The organism is Kineosporia sp. A_224 (assembly GCF_002198655.1).
Classification (GTDB): domain Bacteria; phylum Actinomycetota; class Actinomycetes; order Actinomycetales; family Kineosporiaceae; genus R-H-3.
On record NZ_MWLN01000089.1, the window covers coordinates 1 to 20,409 of the forward strand.

At 70.5% G+C, this 20,409-nt stretch carries 16 protein-coding genes; 12 read left to right on the forward strand and 4 right to left on the reverse strand.

Features of this window, described 5'->3' with window-relative positions; genetic code table 11:
- Positions 1-121: 121 nt before the first annotated feature.
- Together EDJALFJO_RS07145 and EDJALFJO_RS07150 are read left to right on the forward strand one after the other, a co-directional pair.
- Positions 122-496: a helix-turn-helix transcriptional regulator gene (locus tag EDJALFJO_RS07145; RefSeq protein ID WP_088283628.1), complete on the forward strand. Its 375-nt coding sequence runs from the start codon at positions 122-124 to the stop codon at positions 494-496.
- A gap of 401 nt (positions 497-897) precedes the next feature.
- Entirely contained in the window at positions 898-2,100 is a 1,203-nt protein-coding gene (locus EDJALFJO_RS07150) for a hypothetical protein (protein WP_198950082.1), read from the forward strand.
- Between the two features lie 67 nt (positions 2,101-2,167).
- Here the strand turns inward: EDJALFJO_RS07150 and EDJALFJO_RS07155 are convergent, their stop codons facing one another.
- A complete protein-coding gene (locus EDJALFJO_RS07155) occupies positions 2,168-2,752 on the reverse strand; it encodes a DinB family protein (RefSeq protein ID WP_088283632.1) in 585 nt (194 codons plus the stop codon).
- A 310-nt stretch (positions 2,753-3,062) separates the two neighbouring features.
- Here EDJALFJO_RS07155 and EDJALFJO_RS07160 point away from each other — a divergent pair, with 310 nt between their 5' ends.
- From EDJALFJO_RS07160 to EDJALFJO_RS07180, 5 genes are all read left to right on the forward strand, one after another.
- Positions 3,063-4,232 (forward strand): tyrosine-type recombinase/integrase, encoded by a 1,170-nt coding sequence (locus EDJALFJO_RS07160; RefSeq protein ID WP_198950083.1) that lies wholly within the window; start codon positions 3,063-3,065, stop codon positions 4,230-4,232.
- The gene (locus EDJALFJO_RS07165) at positions 4,229-4,561 is read left to right on the forward strand and encodes a helix-turn-helix transcriptional regulator (protein WP_198950084.1); all 333 of its coding nucleotides are present in this window, start codon (positions 4,229-4,231) and stop codon (positions 4,559-4,561) included. The genes EDJALFJO_RS07160 and EDJALFJO_RS07165 overlap by 4 nt, the downstream gene beginning before the upstream one ends.
- Positions 4,562-4,566: 5 nt before the next feature.
- Complete coding sequence (locus EDJALFJO_RS07170) at positions 4,567-6,066, forward strand: hypothetical protein (protein ID WP_198950085.1); 1,500 nt, start codon at positions 4,567-4,569, stop codon at positions 6,064-6,066.
- Positions 6,067-6,359: 293 nt separating this feature from the next.
- Positions 6,360-7,178, forward strand: a complete 819-nt coding sequence (locus EDJALFJO_RS07175; RefSeq protein ID WP_088283634.1) for a hypothetical protein — start codon at positions 6,360-6,362, stop codon at positions 7,176-7,178.
- Positions 7,179-7,198: 20 nt separating this feature from the next.
- Positions 7,199-7,801 carry a hypothetical protein gene (locus EDJALFJO_RS07180; protein WP_088283636.1) on the forward strand — a complete coding sequence of 201 codons (603 nt, stop codon included), beginning with the start codon at positions 7,199-7,201 and terminating at the stop codon, positions 7,799-7,801.
- Between the two features lie 703 nt (positions 7,802-8,504).
- Here EDJALFJO_RS07180 and EDJALFJO_RS07185 read toward each other — a convergent pair.
- The gene (locus EDJALFJO_RS07185) at positions 8,505-9,095 is read right to left on the reverse strand and encodes an NYN domain-containing protein (RefSeq protein WP_088283638.1); all 591 of its coding nucleotides are present in this window, start codon (positions 9,093-9,095) and stop codon (positions 8,505-8,507) included.
- 138 nt (positions 9,096-9,233) lie between these two features.
- Positions 9,234-9,869: a recombinase family protein gene (locus tag EDJALFJO_RS07190; RefSeq protein ID WP_158220322.1), complete on the reverse strand. Its 636-nt coding sequence runs from the start codon at positions 9,867-9,869 to the stop codon at positions 9,234-9,236.
- Positions 9,870-10,467: 598 nt separating this feature from the next.
- Here EDJALFJO_RS07190 and EDJALFJO_RS07195 point away from each other — a divergent pair.
- A complete protein-coding gene (locus EDJALFJO_RS07195; RefSeq protein WP_088283642.1) occupies positions 10,468-10,704 on the forward strand; it encodes a hypothetical protein in 237 nt (78 codons plus the stop codon).
- Between the two features lie 350 nt (positions 10,705-11,054).
- On the opposite strand, the gene EDJALFJO_RS07200 is transcribed toward EDJALFJO_RS07195, so the two are convergent.
- Positions 11,055-11,522, reverse strand: a complete 468-nt coding sequence (locus EDJALFJO_RS07200) for a hypothetical protein (RefSeq protein WP_088283656.1) — start codon at positions 11,520-11,522, stop codon at positions 11,055-11,057.
- Between the two features lie 1,017 nt (positions 11,523-12,539).
- Between EDJALFJO_RS07200 and EDJALFJO_RS34090 the strand changes: the two genes are divergently transcribed.
- The 4 genes from EDJALFJO_RS34090 (at position 12,540) to EDJALFJO_RS07215 (ending at position 19,950) form a co-directional block, all read left to right on the forward strand.
- Entirely contained in the window at positions 12,540-12,686 is a 147-nt protein-coding gene (locus EDJALFJO_RS34090) for a hypothetical protein (protein WP_158220323.1), read from the forward strand.
- Between the two features lie 251 nt (positions 12,687-12,937).
- Positions 12,938-19,288 carry a MobF family relaxase gene (mobF, locus tag EDJALFJO_RS07205; RefSeq protein ID WP_198950086.1) on the forward strand — a complete coding sequence of 2,117 codons (6,351 nt, stop codon included), beginning with the start codon at positions 12,938-12,940 and terminating at the stop codon, positions 19,286-19,288.
- Positions 19,289-19,352: 64 nt separating this feature from the next.
- Positions 19,353-19,631 (forward strand): hypothetical protein, encoded by a 279-nt coding sequence (locus EDJALFJO_RS07210; RefSeq protein WP_088283646.1) that lies wholly within the window; start codon positions 19,353-19,355, stop codon positions 19,629-19,631.
- On the forward strand, positions 19,624-19,950 hold the full coding sequence (locus EDJALFJO_RS07215; RefSeq protein WP_143448355.1) for a hypothetical protein: 327 nt from the start codon (positions 19,624-19,626) through the stop codon (positions 19,948-19,950). The genes EDJALFJO_RS07210 and EDJALFJO_RS07215 overlap by 8 nt, the downstream gene beginning before the upstream one ends.
- The last annotated feature ends 459 nt before the right edge of the window (positions 19,951-20,409 follow it).

Genomic DNA, 20,409 nt, shown 5'->3' on the forward strand with positions numbered 1-20,409 from the left:
CCTCGATCTACACCTGCGTCTCCTCCGACTTCCGCACCCGCACGCTGCGACGGGTCCTGGACGACATGCTCACCGGAGCACTGGAGACCTCACGGACGGACGACACGATGGGAGGTCTGGCATGACGCCAGCACCGAAGAAGCCGACCCGACAGCGGCGCAAGGTGTCATACCAGTGGCGGCTGCGGGAGGTGATGGCCGAGCACAAGATGTACGCCACCACCGAGCTGGTGCCGCTGCTGGCCGAGCGGGGCATCAACCTGTCCGCCTCCCAGGTGCACCGACTGGTGACGAGTACCCCGGAGCGGCTCTCGCTGCCGATCCTGGCGGCGTTGTGCGACATCTTCGCTGTCGACGCCGGCCAGCTGATCCCCACCGAGGCGACCAGCGTCGGCGTCCGCAAGGTCGCCGCCGGCGACCTGCCATCGCGCACACGGCAGACGGGCATCGGTGACCTGCGCCCGGTCCGGGCCCGCATCGTGTCCCCCGAGGAGTGAGCGCCCGGCCTCCCGAGCCGCCACCGAAGGATACTGCTGAGCCGAAGGGCACCGTTGAGCCGGCGGACACCGCTGAGGAGCCCGGTCGGCTGGAGTGCGCCCGATGCCATCGTCCGCTGCGGCTGCCGGTTCACACCGGACCGGCTGCTCCCGATCCGCGCGGTCGGGTCTGGGTGGCGGTCCGGAGCTGGCCCGAGGGACGGGTCTGCTCGGGTTGCTACGCACGGGCGTGCGAGACCTACGGTGCCTGTCCGGGCTGCGGCGCCCACCGGCTGCTGCCCGGTCTGGACACCCATGGCGTCGCATGCTGCACCGACTGCGCCGGAGGCATCGGGGACTTCACCTGCGGCCGCTGCGGCAACGAGGGCTGGAACCACTACCGAGGCATCTGCGGGCGCTGCGTGCTCGCCGAGCGCCTCGCCGCGCATCTCGACGACGGCACCGGTCGGATCCGTCCCGAGCTCGTCGCCTTCCACGACCGGGTGCTCGTCATGGCTCGACCGCGAGTGGGGATCTTGTGGCTGTCCAAACCCCACGTGCCACCGATCCTGCATGCCCTGGCCCGCGGAACGGTGCCGCTGACCCACGACGGTCTGTCCACCCTGTCGCCGCTGAGGTCGATCGTGCACGTCCGAGACCTGCTCATCGCCTCCTCAGTCCTGCCGCCGCTCGACCGACACCTGGTGCTGTTCGAGCAATGGCTGACCGGCTGGCTGGGCCAGCTCAGCGACCCCGACCAGGCCCAGATCCTCAAGCACTACGCGCGCTGGCACGTCCTGCGTCAGCTCCGCACGGCGGCCGAGGCTGGACCCGTCGGCCACTACCGCGACCAGGGCGCCCGGCACCGACTGCGCACCACCGAAGCGTTCCTGGACCACCTCGCCAGGCAGGGCGTCGACCTCGCCAGCTGCCGGCAGGCAGACCTGGACCGATGGTTCGCCGGCGCCCGCAACTTCCGCAAGCAGTCGCTGCGCCCGTTCCTGACCTGGGCGATCCGCGCCCAGCAGATGCCGCGACTGACACTGCCGCCCATCCGAGAACAGCCACCCACGCCGATCAGCCTGAGCCAGCGCATCGACCTCCTGCGCCGCATCCAGTCCGGTGACGGCATGGACGGAGCCGAACGTCTCATCGCGATGCTGATCCTGCTCTACGCCCAGCCGCTGAACCGGATCACCCGGCTCACCATCGACGACGTCACCCGCGACGAACAGGGCCAGATGCTGATCCGACTCGGAGATCCGCCCGCACCCGTCCCGCCACCCTTCGACGCGATCATGGACAGCTACCTGACCGCCCGGCCGAACCTGACCACCGCGACCAACCCGGACAGCACCTGGCTGTTCCCCGGCAGACGTGCCGGGCAGCCGCTCCACCCCACCTCGGTCCGACGAAGGCTGACCACCCTGGGCATCCCGAACCTGCCCGGACGATCGCGAGCCCTACGCGAAGTGCTCCTGCACGCGCCACCCGCCGTCGTCGCCGGCGCCCTCGGCTACAGCGCCGGCAAGGCCGAGACGATCGCCGCCGAAGCCGGCGCCACCTGGAAGCACTACGCCCCAGGCGACCACACACGGACACGAACCCCCCGCACCGGTCACTGAGACCCGACTTGGCTCACCTAGTGCGCAGTGCGTCGGGTCGAGATCTCTTCGGGTTGAAGGCGTTCGCTCACATCGAGGCTGCCGAGCGGGCGGCGGCTTCAACTTGGGTCCGGTATGCGTCCCACCAGTGATCGTCGTGCGGCGCTTGGTACGGGTTGTCTGCTTGCATGCCAGTGCGTCCGTCGAGTTGTTCGCGCAGGATGTCTGCGTGTCCAGCGTGGCGCGCAGTCTCCGCCAGAACGTGCACCAATATGCCGTGCAGGGTTACCTCTGGAGGCGACCACCACTGCACGTAGCCGGGCTCGTCAAGGTCACACAGACGGATCGTCTCATCGGCGTGGGCGATGACGGCCCGATACGTCGAGAGGACGTACTCCCGGCTCTCCGCTGCGGTCGCCCACAGGTCGGCCCCTTCGAGCACGTCTGCGTCGTCCCACCGCGGTAGGCGCGGCTCGAAGGGACGGCCGAAGACCTGCCCGAAGTACCACGACTCGGCGACGGACAGGTGCTTGATCAGACCGAGCAGATTGGTTCCCGTCTTCGTGAGCGGTCTGCGAACGTCGTACTCCGACAGTCCTTCGGCCTTCCACAGCACCGCATCGCGCGCGTCCTTGAGGTAGTCGTGCATCCGCTGTTTGGGTTCCTCGCTCATGCGATCACACTCCCGGACACGCGCGCGGCAACGCAACCGATGCTTGTGACCCCGACTCGGCTGAGCTAGTGCGCAGGTCGACCGCGAACTCCTTGACGACCTGGAACTCATCACGCCAGTTCACGCCATAGCGCCAGTTGAAGGCCGCGAATCAACTTCAAGTTGACCGATTCCGCCGGCACGCCTGGACGAGTTCCCTTGGCGACCTCGTCGGCGCGCCCTGTTGCAGCCGGTCAGCAGGTTACGGCTGCCACCTGGTAACTTGCAGTTGTCATTGACTAGTTTAAGGTTACGGACTTGCGAGGGTGCCGTGACTGTTCCGGGCTCGGCGCACCTGGTGCTTGCACCGGGTGTGGTGCACCTGAACGAGCCGGCGGCGGTGTTCGAGGCGATGTTGTCGGGCTGGGCGCGGCAGCAGAAATCGAGGCTGCTGGCGGAGGCCACGATCGAGCCGAGGATGTCGCTGGTGCGACGCTTCGCGGCGTTCGCCGAGTCACCCCCGTGGGACTGGACAGCTGGTGACGTGGAGGACTTCACGGCCAGTCTGATGTCCGGCGAAGACCGTCTGGCGCCTTCGACGATCCGCGGCTACCACCTGACGTTGCGGCTGTTCTGCGACTACCTCCTCGATGGCCGATACGGCTGGATCGCTCAGTGGGAGGAGCGGTTCGGGACCATCCCTGCCCAGGTCTGCCACGACTACAACACCGCCGCTCACCTGGTCGAGTACGAGGGCAGGCCAGCGCGGCGACCGTTCTCCTACGACGAGGTCGAGACCCTGTTCGGGTTCCTCGATGACCGGGTGGAGACGATCGCGCGCTCGGGCCGCAAGGGCGCGTTGGCGGCGTTGCGTGATGCCCAGATGGTCAAGACGGCCTACGCGTTCGGGCTTCGGCGCCGTGAGCTGTGCTGCCTGGACGTCGTCGACCTTCGCCCCAACCCGCGGATGCCCGACTGGGGGACCTACGGCGCGGTCCATGTCCGCTACGCCAAGTCCAGCCGCGGGAGCTCGCCGCGTCGCCGCACGGTGTTGGCCGTCCCGGAGTTCGACTGGGTCATCGCCGGGCTGCGTCAGTGGGTCGAGCAAGCCCGGCCGCTGCTGAAGCCCGGGCCACGCCAGGCGTTGTGGCTGACCGAGCGGAAGGCCCAGGTGTCGGTCAAGACGGTCGACAAGCGCTTCGCGTTCTTGCGCGACCAGGCGGGCCTGTCCAAGGACTTGTCGTTGCATTGCTTGCGGCACTCCTACGTCACGCACCTGATCGAGTTCGGGTATCCCGAGCGCTTCGTCACCGAGCAGGTCGGTCACTCCTACGCCTCGACGACCGCGATCTACACCTCGGTCTCCAACGACTTCAAGACCAAGACGCTGCAGGCAGCCCTCAACCGCGTCTACGGCACCCACCCAACCCACGGCGCCCGACAGGACGGTCGGCCGCGCGAGCTGCCCCACGGCGGGGACGACAAGCGGGAGGATCTGTGACCACGAAGACGGTGCTGCGCTGGAATCTGCGCCAGCTGATGGCCGAGAACGGGATGTTCCACACGACCGACCTTGTCGAGCCGCTGCATCAGCGGGGCGTGGAGATCTCCCGGCAGATGGTGCACCGGGTCGCCACGAAGGCGCCGCAGCGCATCAACCTGGACCTCCTCGCGGCGCTGTGTGACATCTTGAGCTGCACCCCCAACGACCTGCTGGAGCTGGCCCGGGAGCAGGTCCGGGAAGCGACTGCGGTCAACGACACGGGCCCAGGCATCGGAGCGCTGCGACCGATCCGGGCCAGGATCCGCCGACCCGACCAGCCGGACTGACCGGGGTGAGCCCACCGGTGTGCTGGGACTGCGGCAGCCGCGATCGCCACTACACGACGTTGCCACACGGGCGTCTGTGCGTCGCCTGTCGGCGCCGCCGCCACTACCACCCTGAAACGTGTCCCGGCTGCACGATCGTGCGGCCGCTGGCCTACCTGCGACCGGCGCACGGCGCCGGCGCCGGCGCCGGCGCCCGCCGCGACGCGGGCACGGCGCTGGTGTGTGCCTCCTGCGCCGGGCAGGAATCGGTCTTCGCCTGCGGTGAGTGCGGAAGGGAGGACCACCCCTACGGTGCCAGCCGCTGCGCCCGGTGCATCCTGGCCGAACGACTCACGGTCCTGCTCACCGACCCCACCACCGGGCGCATCCACCACCAGCTCCAACGGGTCTTCGAGGAGCTGGTGACCTCCGATCGGCCCCAGACCGGGATCTGGTGGCTGCGCAAGATGCCCGGGGTCGGCCCGCGGCTGCTGGGCGCGATGGCACGCGGCGAGATCGAGATCAGCCACGACACCTTCCGGTCGCTGCCCTCCGACAGGGTCCACGACTACCTGCGCGGCCTGCTCGTCGCGCTTGAAGTCCTTCCGCCCTTCGAGGTCCGGATCGAGCGGATGCTGCCCTGGATCGAGAGCGTCATCACCGACCTGCCCGCTGACCAGGCAGCCCTCGTCCGCCAGTTCGCCCATTGGCACGTCCTGCGCCAGATGCGCAAGGCCGCACGTGAAGGGCGGCTCACCTCCAGCATCACCAACGCTGCGCGTCGACGCATCCGCTTGGCGGTCAACTTCCTGACCTTCCTGCAGGCCCACGGCGCCACCGCGGCGACCGCCACCCAGGACCTGCTTGAGCGCTACGGCGAGCACGTCGGTGGCCTCACGAGCAGCGACCACAGCTTCATCGCCTGGCTGCGCCGCACCCGCCTCAACACCCACTCCTTGACCATTCCCCATGTCGCGTCACCCTCGCCGACGATGACGGTCTCGGACTCACAGCGCTGGGACGCCGTCGAACGGCTCCTCCGCGACCAGAGCCTCCGGACCTACACCCGCATCGGCGGACTGTTCACGTTGCTGTTCGCCCAGCCTCTGTCTCGGATCGTGGCCATGCGGACCCGTCAGGTCACCCTCGCCACCGACAGCGTCCACGTCACCTTCAACACGATCCCGATCCAGATGCCACCTCAGCTCGACGACCTGATCCGCGAGCACCTCGAGCACCGCGGCAAGAGCCTCTACGCCTCAAGCGACAACGGATGGCTCTTCCCCGGCGGGAACCCGGGCCGACACCTCGTCACCGAGAACATCCGAGCCCAGCTCGTCGCCATCGGCATCAAGCCCTACGAGAACCGCAAAGCCACCCTGTTCCAACTCGCCGGCGACATGCCCGCACCCGTCCTCGCCGAACTCATCGGCATCACCAACAGCAACGCCTCCGACTGGGCCAGACTCGCCGCCCGAGACTGGACCACCTACCTCGCTACGCGTACCCACTTCCCCCGCTCATGACCAACATCGAGGGAAAGGCTTGCAAGCATCCAGGATCGATTGCGCCGCGCAGTGAACCTGTCAAAGGACATCGATCTTCGGTGATTCGCGAATGCCAACAACGGTCGAAAGCCAACCCCTTTCCGACGCGTGGGTTCCAGCGATAGGGGGTCGTGCTTCCGCCGTCGACATTGAAGCCTCGAAGAAGGTCTGCGATCATGCTGTAGACGGTGCCAAAAGACCCGCGTATCGTCCGCTCACGCCCCATCTACTTGATCGATGGGGGGCGGCGACGACCACGGGAGGACCCGGGCATGTTGCGGACGCTCAAGAGGCTCGGCGCAGGACTCTCGGTCCTGGTCGTCATCGCTTTCACCGGGGCCATGGTCCCGTCGGTCGCAGAGGCGGCTGGCGCGACCTGTACCGGCACCTACGGCAACTACTTCGCAGGCGGAGGCTCGTGGGGCAACGTGTCGGTCTACGGCGCACAGGCTGCTGTCGAGTACCAGAACCCTGACTTGTGCGGCGACGATGGCACAACGTCCAAGGGCTGGACGTCCGCGTGGGCCATGGTGAACGCAGCTGCGGTGGCCGGCGGAGGAGGGTGCTGCTGGGCACAGACCGGCTGGTACCAAGCGGGCCCGCAGAATCAGTGGGCTCTCCTCTACGGGGCCGGCATCTTCCAGTTCGCGCAATACACCAAGAAATGTTCGGCGGACAATTCTTGCGGCGCCGGAGTCTCCGGCCTCGTGAATTGGATAAGTGGAACGAACCCGTCCACCACCACGCCGTGGACCTACGACGCCTACCGCGACTTCACCACCGGTCGCCTCACCATGCGCGTGAACGGCACGAAGGTCTTGGAGTCCGGCTACGACCCCTACGGAACGTGGGTGACAGCGTGGGGCACGCAGTTCCTCGCGGAGACGAACTACAAGTCCGACGATGTGCCCGGCAGTTCCGGAAACCACAACAACTGGACCGGAGTGAAGTATCTCAACGGCAGCCACGTCTTCGCTTTCATGCCAGCGAGCATGATGTGGCCGACCACCACAGCCGACACCTCCAACTGGCATTCCGGCTACTGGTCCCCGTCCAGCGGCGGCCGTGGCATCTACACCTACTCAGACTGACCGGACGCGAGAGGATCACCATGAACAGGCGGAGCCTTGCGGTCATCGCCGCGTCAGCCCTAGCCGCGGTCGGCATCGCCTTCGGCGTCAACGCGGTCGTCGGTACGGGCCACCGGCCCACCACGGCGGCCCCCGCCGCCGTCACTACCACGGACGCCCTCCCGCCCCTGGTGGACGCAGCCAAGGTGCCGGATGTGACTGCCGCCGACCTGGCAACGGCCAAGACGTTCGGCTGGGACGTCGCTGTTGAGCAGCCCGTCGACAGCCTCACTGCCGCACAAGCGGACTCTCGCCGCCTCGCCGTTAGCAAGATGCGCGGGCCGGTCGTGGGCGTCAGCCTCGCCCGGGTCACCATCCACGGGTACGGCGACCCCATCGATCCGGCCAAGAGCAACCCGGCGAACACCGACCCGGCGGCCGACGACAACCTCGACCTCAAGGTGAAGGACGCCTTGGTGTGGGTCGCCGTCGCCCGCCAGGTGCCCATGCCGGTGCTAGGCCCAAGCCAGCCCGCCGACGCGAAGAGCACGGGCCCGCGGACGGAACTCCAAGACATCATCATGCTCATCGAGCCGGGGAAGGACCGCATCCTGGTCGCCCGAACGCTGACGACGGACAGCTAGCACGGCGGCCCCTTCAACAAGGACAGACATGCCGTCCGAGACCGGACCGGCCACATCCGCATGTGCGCCCGCGGACCCCGCCGGGGCCCCATCGAGGACGAGTTGTCCGCCCAAATCGGCGGCGCGGGTGGAGCGCCAAGGACGCCCTTGCACCGCTCGACGTCCCAACAGTCACAACCACCGTCTTCGCTCATGCGGCCAACTAGCGGCCACTTCCCAGCCCTCCGTCAGGAATGGCGGAGCAGACCCTGGAGAGGAGTCTGCGCAGGGTGGACCACCTGCCGCGGCACTCCATCGGAGCCACGGGGACCGATCCACCAGGTTTGTGGCAGTCCACCAGCCTCGTCGACTGACTACTCCTGCTGAGGCCGGATCGGCGACATCGCCACCCGTCAGCTGACCCGGCAATTCGCCCCGATCGAGTACGACGCGTCCGCCGGCAGAAGGCCGCGAATTCTCATCAGATGCGAACTCGACCCATCTGGAGATGACGGCGTCCCGGGTCTTGACCTGGGCCGTGTCAACGACGGTCGAAAGTTGACCCTTTCCGACGGCCTGGCCCCACCCGCACCACGCCTCGTGCGCTCCCGCCGCTGACCAGACGCCCCCAGGACGACGAAGACCCAGGACGACGAAGGGGGCTCCGGTGATGCCGGAGCCCCCTTCGGTTCATGTGTGGGTTGTCGCGCCGAGGGCCCCGCGATCAGGGCTGGGTGTAGTCGGTGGGGTCTTCCAAGGTCCGGTATGTCGGTTCATCGATGAAGTGGCACCAGGGCAGTTGGGAGTTGGGGAACCGCAGCCGGCGAGTTCCGCTCCAGGCCGCGAGCTCGACATGGGCCAGCTTGAGCTGGGTGACCGTCTCCAGCGCCGGCAGCAGGTCGGTGTCCGCGGAGACCAGGACGGCGACGTCGTAGGCGCCCTGCATCGCCAACCGGACCATGTCGATGGCCAGGGCTACATCGATGCCCTTCTCCGAGGCAGGCGTGTCGGGCCAGTCCTTCGGGTACTTCAGCGGGCGCCGAGTGACGTGCACGAGGCCGCTGCGTTCCCAGCCAGCGGTCTGCCGGTCGTTCGCGGCCGCTGCCGTGGCTTGTTTGTCCGGGTTGGGGCGCCCCCGGTAGATCCGCACCTGCTCCAGCTGGGACGGCCGACGACGGCGCTCCACGATGTACTGCCCCAGCCGCAGCGGGTCGACGTGGCCGACGGCGGGATCGCGGATCAGCGGATAGAAGCACCGCCGCGCCCACCCATGCACGTTCTGGTAGTCGATGAACAGGGTGACCCGATCCGCCACAACGCCTCCAAACCCAAAAAATCCCCGCCAGTCCACGAGGGACGGCGGGGAGGAATACCTGAACAGTATCGGCACTCCGAGCCCGTGTCTAAAACTCGCAGCACAAACACTAATGCGTGTCGGACTCACTACACCGGGTTACTGGCCCCGCGTGGCGTCCTGGGTGGCCAGGAGCCGGGAGACGTGCGACGGCCACCACCGCGCCCCACCACCCGGGGTCGGCACCCCGTCGGCGTTGAGCGCGGCCGCGATATCGACGAGGCGGGCGCCGCCGGCGCGCAGCTGCAGCACACGGGCCAGGACGTCGTCCGGGCAGCGCCGTGGCCGGCCCAGCCGGACGCCGGCCGCGCGACGTCGCTCGAGCCCGGCCCGGGTGCGTCGGCCGATCAGCGCCCGCTCGTACTCCGCGACGCTGACCCGGATCCCGTGCAACAGCCGGGCCTCGGGGTCGTCCCGCCGATCGAGGGCGTCCAGGACAACGAGCTGCCAGCCCTCACGGTCGCCGTAGTAGTCCAGGCGGTGGATCGCGTGCGTGCGCGCGACCCGGTCCGCCGTCGTCACCACCAGCACGCCGTCGCTGGCGGCCGCGAGCCGGTCCAGCGCCCCAGACAGCACCGGCCGATCCTCCGGCTCCACACCGCCCGACACTGTCTCGGACACCAGCTCGAGGTCATGACCGGCGGCCGTCGCCCACGCGCGCAGCGCGACGGCCTGCCCCTCGAGCGTCGTCGGCCGCTCCTCCGTCGAGCGCCGGCAATACCCGATCACGTGCATATGCGTCACGGTAAGGGCGGGCTCTTCCCAAAGTCTGCCCCAGACCGGTACTGTCATGGGCGTACACCTTTAGCGTGCCTCCGTACCTCCCGAAGCCCGGCCTTGCGCCGGGCTTCCTGCGTTCCACGGGCCCTAGGTAGATCCCCTCTGGTGACACGACACGCCCTTGCTGCATGAGGGTGCTTGACACCGGTGTAACGGGCCCCAGCGCTACGATCACAACGTCACCTCGGGTGGGAAGGCCCTACCCCCCGCCTATGAGGTTGAACTCCCCGCAGCCCGATCGCCCCGCACCTTGGCGTCGGGCCTTTTTCCTGCCCCCAGCCTTGGGAGCGGCTCTGCCCCCTAGCCAAGGGGGCCCCTGAGCCCCAGACGCCCCCCAGGTCGCCGCCCTCCGAACCCGCAGCCCGCGACGTACCCGCCGCGGGCTGCTCCCGTTTGGCGCGGGCCAGCTCGCCTTCGCGTCACGTAAGCGCATTCAGACACACCGCGTGTCGATGTCGCTCCAAGAACCCCCGCGGCACAACCCAAGGCCGCGGCGAACCCGCACCACAACAGAGAAGGGAACCGGGGACAACCGATGCATCTCCCCAGGCGCATGACGATGGCCGTGCTGGGCATCGACGCCGTCGCCCACACGGCACAAGCGATGCCCAGCACGCTGCTGAGCATCGTCGTCATCGCCGCACTGCTGATCGTGGCCGTGCCCGTGATCGTCACCACTGCCGTCCTCGCGCGGCACGCGTGGCGGGGCACCTCGTCGGGGCCCGCCGGCAACCAGCTCCTCAAGCTGGTCACGCTGGTGCTTGAGCTCTTCCGCCGCCCGAAGCAGTAGTTGATCAACATCCAGCTCCGGTGCTTCTCTTCGCGTGCCATGCGTTCCCACTAAACGTCCCATTGGTGGGAACGCGCGTCTCCGGGCAGGGCGAGCCGCCCGTCCCGGGCGGGTCATCGGTGTGTGTCCTCCAGGCGGCCGTGGGCTCGTTCCTCGACCCGCCCGTAGAGCCGGCGACGGCCCGGCCGAGCCCAGGTCCGTCAGACGCCGGGACTCCCTCATGAGCCCTGCGCCGAGGGCCCCCGCCCGCGGTGGGCGGGGGGCCACAGCGCTGCCATCTTCGTCAGGTAGTCCCGGCCCTCCTGGTCGGGCCACGTCATCCCGTCGCAGTAGGACCTACCTCGCCGGTCCTAGTGAGCTGCCACCCTTAGCCGACTGACGTCGCGGGCGCTCATCCCGAACAGCACGTTCGGGCGGGCGTACTTGAACGAGTACCCGGCGATCAGCGCCGCGGCGATGAACTCGCCATTGGTGGTGTAGACGCCGATCGTCCGCTCCATGACGTGCTTCATGCCGTAGCTGCTGACCGCAGGGGTCTTGATCGGTGTGACGTTGTCGCGCAACCACGCGACTGTGTCGAATATGACGGCTTCGCGCCCGGCCAGGATGGCCCTGCCTTCCTCGAGTTCGTCACGACGCTGCTCAGTGGTCTTGCGGTGGGCATCGAAGACGCCGATCCCGAAGTTGCTCAGCAGGGGATGCTCCTGCATCACCTCGGCCAAGGCCGAGGTGACCCGGCGGCGGGCCACCGAGTAGGGGACGCCCGCAGCCGCCTGTTGTGCCCGGACTTGGGTCTTGAGACGGTGGTTCCTGGTCATCGCACTCTCCATCGGCCGGGCACCCCACGTCCGCCCGCCTTGGGTTGAGTGATCGACCTGGCGGAACGCTGCTTGTGCGATTCGGAGAACCTTGTCTTCGCCGCCCGGTGAACGTGGGTCACCAAAGCTCGGAGCGGGCAGGCACATCTGCCACCCACCAAGGTATCTCCGATCCGATCCGACCTGCAGGCAGTTCCGGGAGCACGAGCTGACGCTCAACGGGGGCACCCTTGACCCGGGGCCTGGCTGCGACCACGTGTTCGTCGAGAGGGTCTACGGGGATCCTCGCCCTCCGCGGCGAGCTCGAGCGTCTTGACGATCTCGGCGGGCGGGGCGTCCGGTCGGGATCGGCGCATACCGCGGCCAGACAAGTCGATCGACGTTACCGCCATCGAGCCGGTCGCTAGGTACACGCCAGGCCACGCCGGGGAGCACGACCTTGATCACGGCGATCAGGGCACCGTCGTCCCTACCCGGCCGCCAGCGCGTCGACGACGGCTCCGACAACGGGCCAGGGGTCTTACAGGAAGCGCGTCCTCAGGTGCTCGCGGGTCATCGCCAGCCTCGTCACTCAGCCCGGGATGTCGCTCTTGAGCGCGACTCGACCTCAAGGTCCGCGAGGGGCGCGTTATGTGAGCCCGCCGCAGAGACACGCTCCCCGGCTTCCGGCGGGCAAGCCAGCGATCCACGCCGCCGACCGCCCGTCTCGCATCGCATGGTGGTGAAGTGCGTACGGAGTTGTACGGATCACGCCGGACTCGCCGGCGAGGGCTTGCCCGACCATCGCTCCCTCAAGTTCGATCGCCTTCAGTGACGGGTGGTCACTGTTGGTTCGATGGTCGAGGAGAGAAGCTCATGAACCTGGGACGACACAGGACAGGAAGCGCCGGAGCCACGGCGTCACGGTCAGCTCGACGAGTGCATCTGCGGGCGCGTCGGCTCGCCGCCGCCGTCGCGGTCACAGGCGCTGTCCTGGCGGGCTCCGCTACCGGCTCAAGCGCAGCCACCGTGCCGAACATGTTCTGGCGGACGTGCACGGTGCTCGGATGCAGCGCCTACGCCCAGTCCAACCCGCCCTACAACGCCTCGGTGATCAGCCGCTGCTACACGAAGAACTGGCTCGGGCAGGTCACCTCCTGGTACGACAAGTGGGGCCGCTGCTGACAGGGGAAGCACAACGCGCGGCGCGCGCTTGCCGCAGCACCGCAGCCCAGCCGTGGGGCGCGGTGCCGCGGTGCTGTTGTCCCTCGCCGGGATGACGGCGGGCAAGCTGTAATCCGACACCAGACGGCTCCGGACGAGACGGCTCTCGCGCGAAACGAGTTCTGCGGCCTGGGTGTGGCCACTGCCCCCAGGCCAGTCCGTGGTGTGAGCGCCGGTGGCTCGCCGCACAGGGTTCATAGCGTCTGTCTGTGATGAGCCTGCACAAGCTGACGGCGGGCGACGGCTACACGTATCTGACGCGTCAGGTGGCCGCGCACGACGCGACGTCGCGCGGTTTCGCGTCGTTGGGTGACTACTACGAGCAGAAGGGGGAGTCACCGGGGCAGTGGTTGGGGCGTGGCCTTTCCGGCTTGCCAGGGTTCTCACCGGCGGGCGGGGTGAGCGAGCCGCAGATGCGTGCGCTGTGGGGGGAGGGTCGGCATCCGGACGCGGACCGGATCGAGGCCCGGATGCGGGCTGCAGGGCACACCGACCGTGAGATCCAGGCCGCGACCAGGCTGGGGTCGCGGTACCCGGTGCACGCCGGGTCGACCCGGTTCCGGACCGAGGTCGCGGCGGCGTTCGCCGGGTACAACGAGGCGGTCGGGTTGCCGCGGGACTGGCCGGTCCCGGCGCCGGTGCGGGCCCGGATCCGGACCCGGGTGGCGGACGGCATGTTCGTCGAGGAATACGGGCGGGCGCCGGCAGATGACCGGGAGCGGGCCGGGTTCCTGGCGAGGGTGTCCCGGCAGGCCACGACCGCAGTGGCCGGGTATGACCTGACGTTTTCGCCGGTGAAGTCGGTGTCGGCGCTGTGGGCGGTCGCCCCGCGCGAGGTCGCCGAGCAGGTCGAGGCGGCCCACCACGCCGCCGTCGCGGATGCGGTGGCGTGGCTGGAGGACAGCGCGACTTACACCCGGGTCGGCGCCCAAGGGGTCGCGCAGGTCGACGTGACCGGGCTGCTGGCGGCCGCGTTCACCCACCGCGACTCCCGCGCCGGCGACCCCGACCTGCACACCCACGTCGCGATCTCCAACAAGGTCCAGACCCTCGACAGCGGGCAGGGCGATGGGCGGGGCGATGGGCGGGGTGGGCGGTGGCTTGCTCTGGACGGGCGGCCGATCCACGCCAGCGCAGTGGCGGCGTCCGAGCGGTACAACACGCGGGTGGAGGCCGAGCTGGTGGCCCGGCTCGGCGTCCGGTTCACCGAGCGCCCCGGCACCGGCCCGGGACGGCGTCCGGTCCGTGAGCTGGTCGGGGCGGACCCGGCGCTGTTGACGGCGTGGTCGCGGCGGCGGCGGGCGATCGACGCCCGCCGCACCGAACTTGCTGCGGTGTTCCAGGTCGAGCACGGCCGCCCGCCCTCACCGGTCGAGGCCCTGCACCTGGCCCAGCAGGCGACCTTGGAGACTCGCGGCCGCAAGCACGAGCCCCGCTCCCACGCCGACCAGCGCGCCACCTGGCAGACCGAAGCCGCCGCCGTCCTCGGCGGCCCGGACGCCGTCGCCGGCATGGTGCGCTCCGTCCTGGCCGCCGGCGGCGAAGCTCCAGGGCGGGCGTGGGCGGACCGCACCCCGGCCGAACGGGAGGAGTGGGTGGCCCGGACTGCGGGCGAGGCGGTGGCGACCGTGCAGACGGCGCGGGCGACGTGGCGGCAGACCCACGTGCGGGCCGAGGCCGAGCGCCTCGCCCGCCGCGACGGCGTCCCGTTGGGCGACCTGGACGCGATGGTCGATGCGGTCGTCGCCCGGGCGCTGTCGAGCGAGCACTCCCTGCCCCTGCACGCCCCGGAACGAGGCCCATCCGACAGATCAGCCAGCGGGCCGCTGCCCGGGGTGATCGTCGAGCCTGCCGCGTTGCGCCGCCGCGACGGAGCGAGCGTGTTCGAGGTCGCCGGGACCCGCCGGTTCACCTCGACCGCGATCGTCGCGGCCGAGCGGTCGCTCGTCGCGGCCGCCGGCCGCCGCGACGGCCGGGCAGCGGCCGGTGACGTGGTCGAGGTCGCGTTGCTGGAGTCGGAGGCCAACGGGTTCCGGCTCAACCCCGGCCAGGTCCACCTGATCCGGCAGATGGCCACCTCGGGGGCACGGCTCCAGGTCGGGCTCGCGCCGGCCGGTACCGGGAAGACGACCGCGATGCGGGCCCTGTCGAGGGCCTGGACCGACAGCGGCGGGCACGTCCTTGGGCTCGCGCCGTCCGCGGCCGCAGCCGCGGTGCTCCGCGAGGAGCTCAGCCTCGACACGTTCAGCGTGCACACCGACACCCTCGCCAAGCTCCAGCACACCCTCGCCACCCAGACGAGCGATGCCAGGCGGCAGCAGCGGGGGTTGCCGGGGTGGATAGCGGCGATCGGGCCGGACAGCCTGGTGGTCATCGACGAGGCCGGGATGGCCGGCACCTGCGACCTGGCCGCGGTCGTCGAGTTCGTCCTGGCCCGCGGCGGCAGCGTCCGACTGATCGGGGACGACCAGCAGCTCGCCGCAATCGGCGCCGGCGGCGTGCTACGGGACATCGCCGCCACCCACGGCGCGGTCACCCTCTCCCACGTCGTCCGGTTCACCGACCCCGCCGAAGGCGCCGCCTCCCTCGCACTGCGCGCCGGGGACCCCGCCGCGATCGCCTACTACACCGACCAGGGCCGCATCCACGTCGGCGACCTCGGCACCTGCGTCGACCAGGCCTACACCGCATGGTCCGCCGACCGGGCCGCCGGCCGGGACGCGCTCATGCTCGCCTCCACCCGCGACCTCGTCGCCGAGCTCAACGCCCGCGCCCGCACCGACCGCCTCAGCCGCAATCAGACGGCCGGTGATCTGCGGGAGGTCGAACTCACCGACGGGTGCCGGGTCAGCGCCGGCGACACCGTCATCACCCGGGAGAACGACCGGCAGCTGCGGTTCACCTCGACGGACTGGGTGAAGAACGGTGACCGGTGGACCGTCACCGCAAGCACCCCGGGAGGCGGGCTACGGGTCCAGCACCTGGCCACCGGCCGGCACATCGTCCTACCCGCCGCCTACGTCGCGGCGCACGTCGCGCTTGGCTACGCGAGCACCGTGCACGCCGCGCAGGGCGTCACTGCGGACGTCACCCACGTCATCGCCTCAGGGACCGAGTCCCGGCAGACGATGTACGTGGCGATGACCAGAGGACGCGCCGCCAACCACCTCTACCTCGGCGTCGCCGGCGACGGCGACCCGCACACCGTGATCAGCCGCGACACCCTGCTGCCCCCGACCGCGGTCGACGTCCTCGCACGGATCCTGGCCCGGGACGGCGCCCAGACCTCAGCGACCAGCCACACCCGCGCCCTCGCCGACCCCGCGGCCAGGCTGCAGGCCGCCGCCGACCGGTACGCGCACGCCCTGGCCACCGCCGCCCAGACCCGCCTCGGCCCGCAGCGGCTCGCCGACCTCGAGGTCGCCGCCGAGCAGGTCCTGCCCGGCCTGACCGAGCACGAGGCGTGGCCGACCCTGCGCGCGCACCTGGCCATGCACGCCCTCGACGGCCGCGACCCAAGCGACCTGCTCAGCACCCTCCACAACACCCTGAACACCGTGGCCGCCCGACGTGAGCTCGACAGCGCCCACGACCCGGCCGCCGTCCTCGACTGGCGCCTTGACCCCACCCACCTGCGCACCGCCACCCCCGGCCCGCTGCCCTGGCTGCCCGGCATCCCCGCCGCCCTCGCCGCCCTCGCCGCCAACAGCAACAGCACCGGCGCCGACACTGAGCAGAACTGGGGGAAGTACCTCGCGGCCCGGGCCGACCTCGTCCGTGCCCTCGCCGCCGACGTCGCCACAACAGCTAGTGGTTGGACGCCGGCGACCGCCCCGGCATGGGCGCTCCACCTGCTCGACCGCAACCTCGACCGCAACCACGACCGCGACGTCGACCAAGGGGCCGGCCGCCCGCTCGCCTCCGACCTCATCACTGATCTGGCTGTCTGGCGGGCCGCGACCGGCGTCCCCGACACTGACCCCCGGCCGACCGGGTCCACGCAGATCCCGGCCGCCCGAGCCCGTCACCAGAAGCGGCTCGCCGACCGCGCGACCACCGCTCTCGGTGACCCCCGGGCGAACGCCGCCCGCTGGCGGCACCTCGCCGAACGCCTCGAGCCCCGGCTGCTCGCCGACCCGGGCTGGCCCGACCTCGCCGACCGCCTCACCGTCGCCGCCCACGCCGGCATCGACATCGCCGCCCTCACCACCGCCGTCGCCGCCCATCACCCGCTGCCCGACGAGCAACCCGCCGCCGCCCTGTGGTGGCGCCTGACCCGGCACCTGCCCCCGGCCCTCACCCGCACCGCCGACAGCAGCGGCAACCACGGCAACGGCAGTGCCGCCCTGCGCCCGGACTGGGCGCCCGCCCTCACTGCACTACTCGGCGCCGACGCCGCTGCCCGCGTCCAGAGCGACCGCGTCTGGCCCGGCCTGGTCGCCGCCGTCACTGCTGCCGTCGACCACGGGTGGCAGCCGGACGCCGTCCTGGTCACGGCCTGGGAACTGCTCCAGGCCGGGACCACCTTCGACGGCGATCCGCACGACGGCGACCCTCACGGCTCCGGCCACGACCTACGGGACGACGAACTCACCCAGGCTCTGACGTGGCGGGTCGCGCTGCTCGCCACCGGACACCCCGGACCCACGCCTGTACGGGACCCTCTGGACGCGGATGCACCGCTCGACCCGGACGACGCCCCGCCGCCCCCTGACCCGTTCGAGATCCCTCCGGTCCTCGACGACACCCCACCGACGGACGACGCGTCCGCACCGACCAGCCCGCGGGTCGACACCGAGATGGTCAACACCACGTGGGTTACCGACGACGCCGACGGCGCTACCGACACTGCAAATGCTGCCGAGCCGGGGGACTGGTGCGCGGACGTCGACGCGCAGACCCGCGCCGAGCTCGAGGCGATCGCGAGCCGCCCGGTCGCCGACTACGCACGCGCGCCCCTGCCTGACGGTCAGGTCCTCGACCCGGGCTCGTCGCAGACGGACCCGACCGTGGTCCCGTCCGAGCCGATCTACCAGCGGATCCACGAGCTGAACCAGCTCGCGCACGACTTCTTCACCGCCTCCTACCCGACCTCGTGGGCCGCCCGGCATCTGCAGGAGCGGCTCGGCAGCGACCTGGCCGACGACTCCCGGTTCAGCCCCGGGTACGCCCCCGCCGGGTGGCGGTCCCTGGTCACGGTCCTGCGCCGCGCCGGCGTCAGCGACGCCGAGATCGTGGCCGCCGGCCTGGGGACTGTCGCGTCCACCGGCCAGGTCATCGACAGGTTCCGTGACCGGCTCGTCCTGCCGATCCGCGACGAACAGGGCATCGCCGGCTTCGTCGCCCGCCGCAACCCCATCCACGACAGCACCCACGACGGCGCCCTGGGAAGCACCCACGACGGTGGAGGCGGCAATGGCGGTGGTGTGGACCGGCACGGCCCGAAGTACCTCAACACCGCCGACACCCCGGTCTACCGCAAGGGCGACCACCTGTACGGCCTGGCCGACGCCGCGGCCGCCCTCGCGGCCGGGGCTGTGCCCGTCCTGGTCGAGGGCCCGATCGACGCGATCGCCGTCACCCTCGCCGGCGGCGGCCGCCACTTCGGGGTCGCAGCCCTCGGCACCGCGCTCACCGACACCCAGGCCAACCTCCTCACCAGCCACCTGACCAGCCACGTGACCAGCCACCTCGCCCCGCACCCGCGCTCCCATCTGCCTGGGCAGGCGAGCGGGGTCATCGTGGCCACCGACCCCGACCCGGCCGGCCGCAAGGCAGCCGCCCGCGCCTACTGGCTGCTCGCCGCCCGCCGCGCCACCCCCGCCCACCTGCAGCTACCCGACGGCCTCGACCCGGCCGCCCTCTACACCCGCGAACCCAGCCAACTGCGACGCCACCTCGAGCAGCCCACCGACCTCGCCGCGGCCCTCGTCGAGGACGTCCTGGCCGCCTGGGCACCACGCCTCGCCGACCCGGACGACGTCGCAGGCCGCGTCGGCGCCGCCCGCGACGCGATCGCGGTCCTGGCCGCGCTCCCGCCGCTCGCCGTCCTCGAGCCCGCCACCCGGCTCGCGCACACCCTCGACCTGATGCCCTCGACCGTCTACGCCGACCTCGCCGACGCCGTCCACGCCTGGACCACCAACCCGCACGCCGAGGCCCGTCGACGCCTCCAAACCCCGCTCCCCACCGCCACCACTGCTGCACTCCGACCCCCTGTTCGTCGCTCGGACGGCCCCGACTGGGCGGCGCTGGCCGCACACCGCCCCGGCCTCGTCGACGACACCGACTGGCCGCGCCTGGTCGCAGCCCTCGATCGCGCTCACGCCAGCACCGGCGGTGTACCGGAACTGTTCGCACGGCTCGCGGCAGGCGACCTGCCGGACGGGCGCCCCGCGTGGTACCTCCGCCACTCCTTCATCGGTGCGATGCCTGCTGCGGCTGGACCGCGACCGGTGACCGCCCGTGGACCCGGTGAACCGCAAGGCACCCTGCCGGCGCCACCGGACCCCCCGAAGGCTCCTGCTCCGGCGGCGGGCCGACTCCCGTCGGCTCGTCGCTGACGATCAGCCAGGTGCACCCGACGAGCCCCTTCCCGCCAGTGTCTTACGTTCGTATACTTCTGGTGTGGGCTATGAGTGGGTCTGGGAAGTACTCGACAAGCTGATCGGGGTCGAGCCGCACGAGGTGTCCCAGGTCCTGGCAGCGCGACGACGCTGGCCGCGTCCGGCGGTCACGGTCGAAGGGTTCGAGGTCCTGACCATCTGGGGCCGCACCAAGACCGGCAGGCCGCTGCTGGTCGCGTTGAAGAGCAAGGACGAGTGGGACTGGTGGATCGTCGGAGCACGAGAACTCGACCCCGGCGAGACCGCCCAGCTAGAGGCATGGGAGGCCAGCAATGACTGAACACCTGACTGGACATCTGAGCCATCAGCAGCCGAGCGCCGTCGACGTGCACGGCCTGACGTTCACCGACGCGCCGGTCGACAACGTCCCCCCGGCCGCCGGACCCGACGACATCAAGGTGGCGCGCAGCTACCGGCTGCCGATCGAGCTGGACCAGTGGATCACGCAGACCGCCGCCGACAAGGGCATCAAGCCCTCAACGCTGGTCCGCGACCTGCTCGAGCTCGGCCGGGCCGCCTACCAGGACGCTGACCGGGCCGTGTCCCTCGCTGACGTCCTGCGCGCACTAGCGTCCATCCGGTCCAAGGACGCCGCGTAGCCGCCATGCCCGAACAGCTGCTGTCCGAACAGCTGCTGGACAACAGTCCGACGAGCCTCATCCTGGCTGACCACGGGGACGTGGCCGGCGCAACGATGCCGGACCCGTCATCGAGCACCCCGACGGTGTGCGTGCCGCTGCCCCAGCCCGCCCTGCCAGCAGCCGCCCTGCCAGCAGCCGCCCTGCCAGCAGCCACGCTGCCAGCAGCCACGCTGCAAGCACCCCGGCATCCCCATCGCCTACAACGCCCCCGCCCGCCACCCGCTGTCCTACGACCTCGACTAGATCCGCCCCCGAGCCCACGGCGGCGAACCCCTCGACCCCGCCAACGTCCGCCCACCCACGCCACCTGCAACCGAGCCACCGGCGCATGACGAATGCACGCGCCACCCGTCGCCGGCGCCGCCCCGCCGTCCGGCGCGAAGGCCTCGCCGTCGAGGGCCGCCGGCTCGCGTTCCG

Excerpts from the sequence above, each read along its gene's own strand:
- EDJALFJO_RS07145 (WP_088283628.1), top strand. The coding sequence starts at position 122 with ATGACGCCAGCACCGAAGAAGCCGACCCGACAGCGGCGCAAGGTGTCA.
- EDJALFJO_RS07155 (WP_088283632.1), bottom strand. The coding sequence starts at position 2,752 with ATGAGCGAGGAACCCAAACAGCGGATGCACGACTACCTCAAGGACGCG.
- EDJALFJO_RS07175 (WP_088283634.1), top strand. The coding sequence starts at position 6,360 with ATGTTGCGGACGCTCAAGAGGCTCGGCGCAGGACTCTCGGTCCTGGTC.
- EDJALFJO_RS07180 (WP_088283636.1), top strand. The coding sequence starts at position 7,199 with ATGAACAGGCGGAGCCTTGCGGTCATCGCCGCGTCAGCCCTAGCCGCG.
- EDJALFJO_RS07190 (WP_158220322.1), bottom strand. The coding sequence starts at position 9,869 with ATGCACGTGATCGGGTATTGCCGGCGCTCGACGGAGGAGCGGCCGACG.
- EDJALFJO_RS07195 (WP_088283642.1), top strand. The coding sequence starts at position 10,468 with ATGACGATGGCCGTGCTGGGCATCGACGCCGTCGCCCACACGGCACAA.
- EDJALFJO_RS07200 (WP_088283656.1), bottom strand. The coding sequence starts at position 11,522 with ATGACCAGGAACCACCGTCTCAAGACCCAAGTCCGGGCACAACAGGCG.
- EDJALFJO_RS34090 (WP_158220323.1), top strand. The coding sequence starts at position 12,540 with ATGTTCTGGCGGACGTGCACGGTGCTCGGATGCAGCGCCTACGCCCAG.
- mobF (WP_198950086.1), top strand. The coding sequence starts at position 12,938 with ATGAGCCTGCACAAGCTGACGGCGGGCGACGGCTACACGTATCTGACG.
- EDJALFJO_RS07215 (WP_143448355.1), top strand. The coding sequence starts at position 19,624 with ATGACTGAACACCTGACTGGACATCTGAGCCATCAGCAGCCGAGCGCC.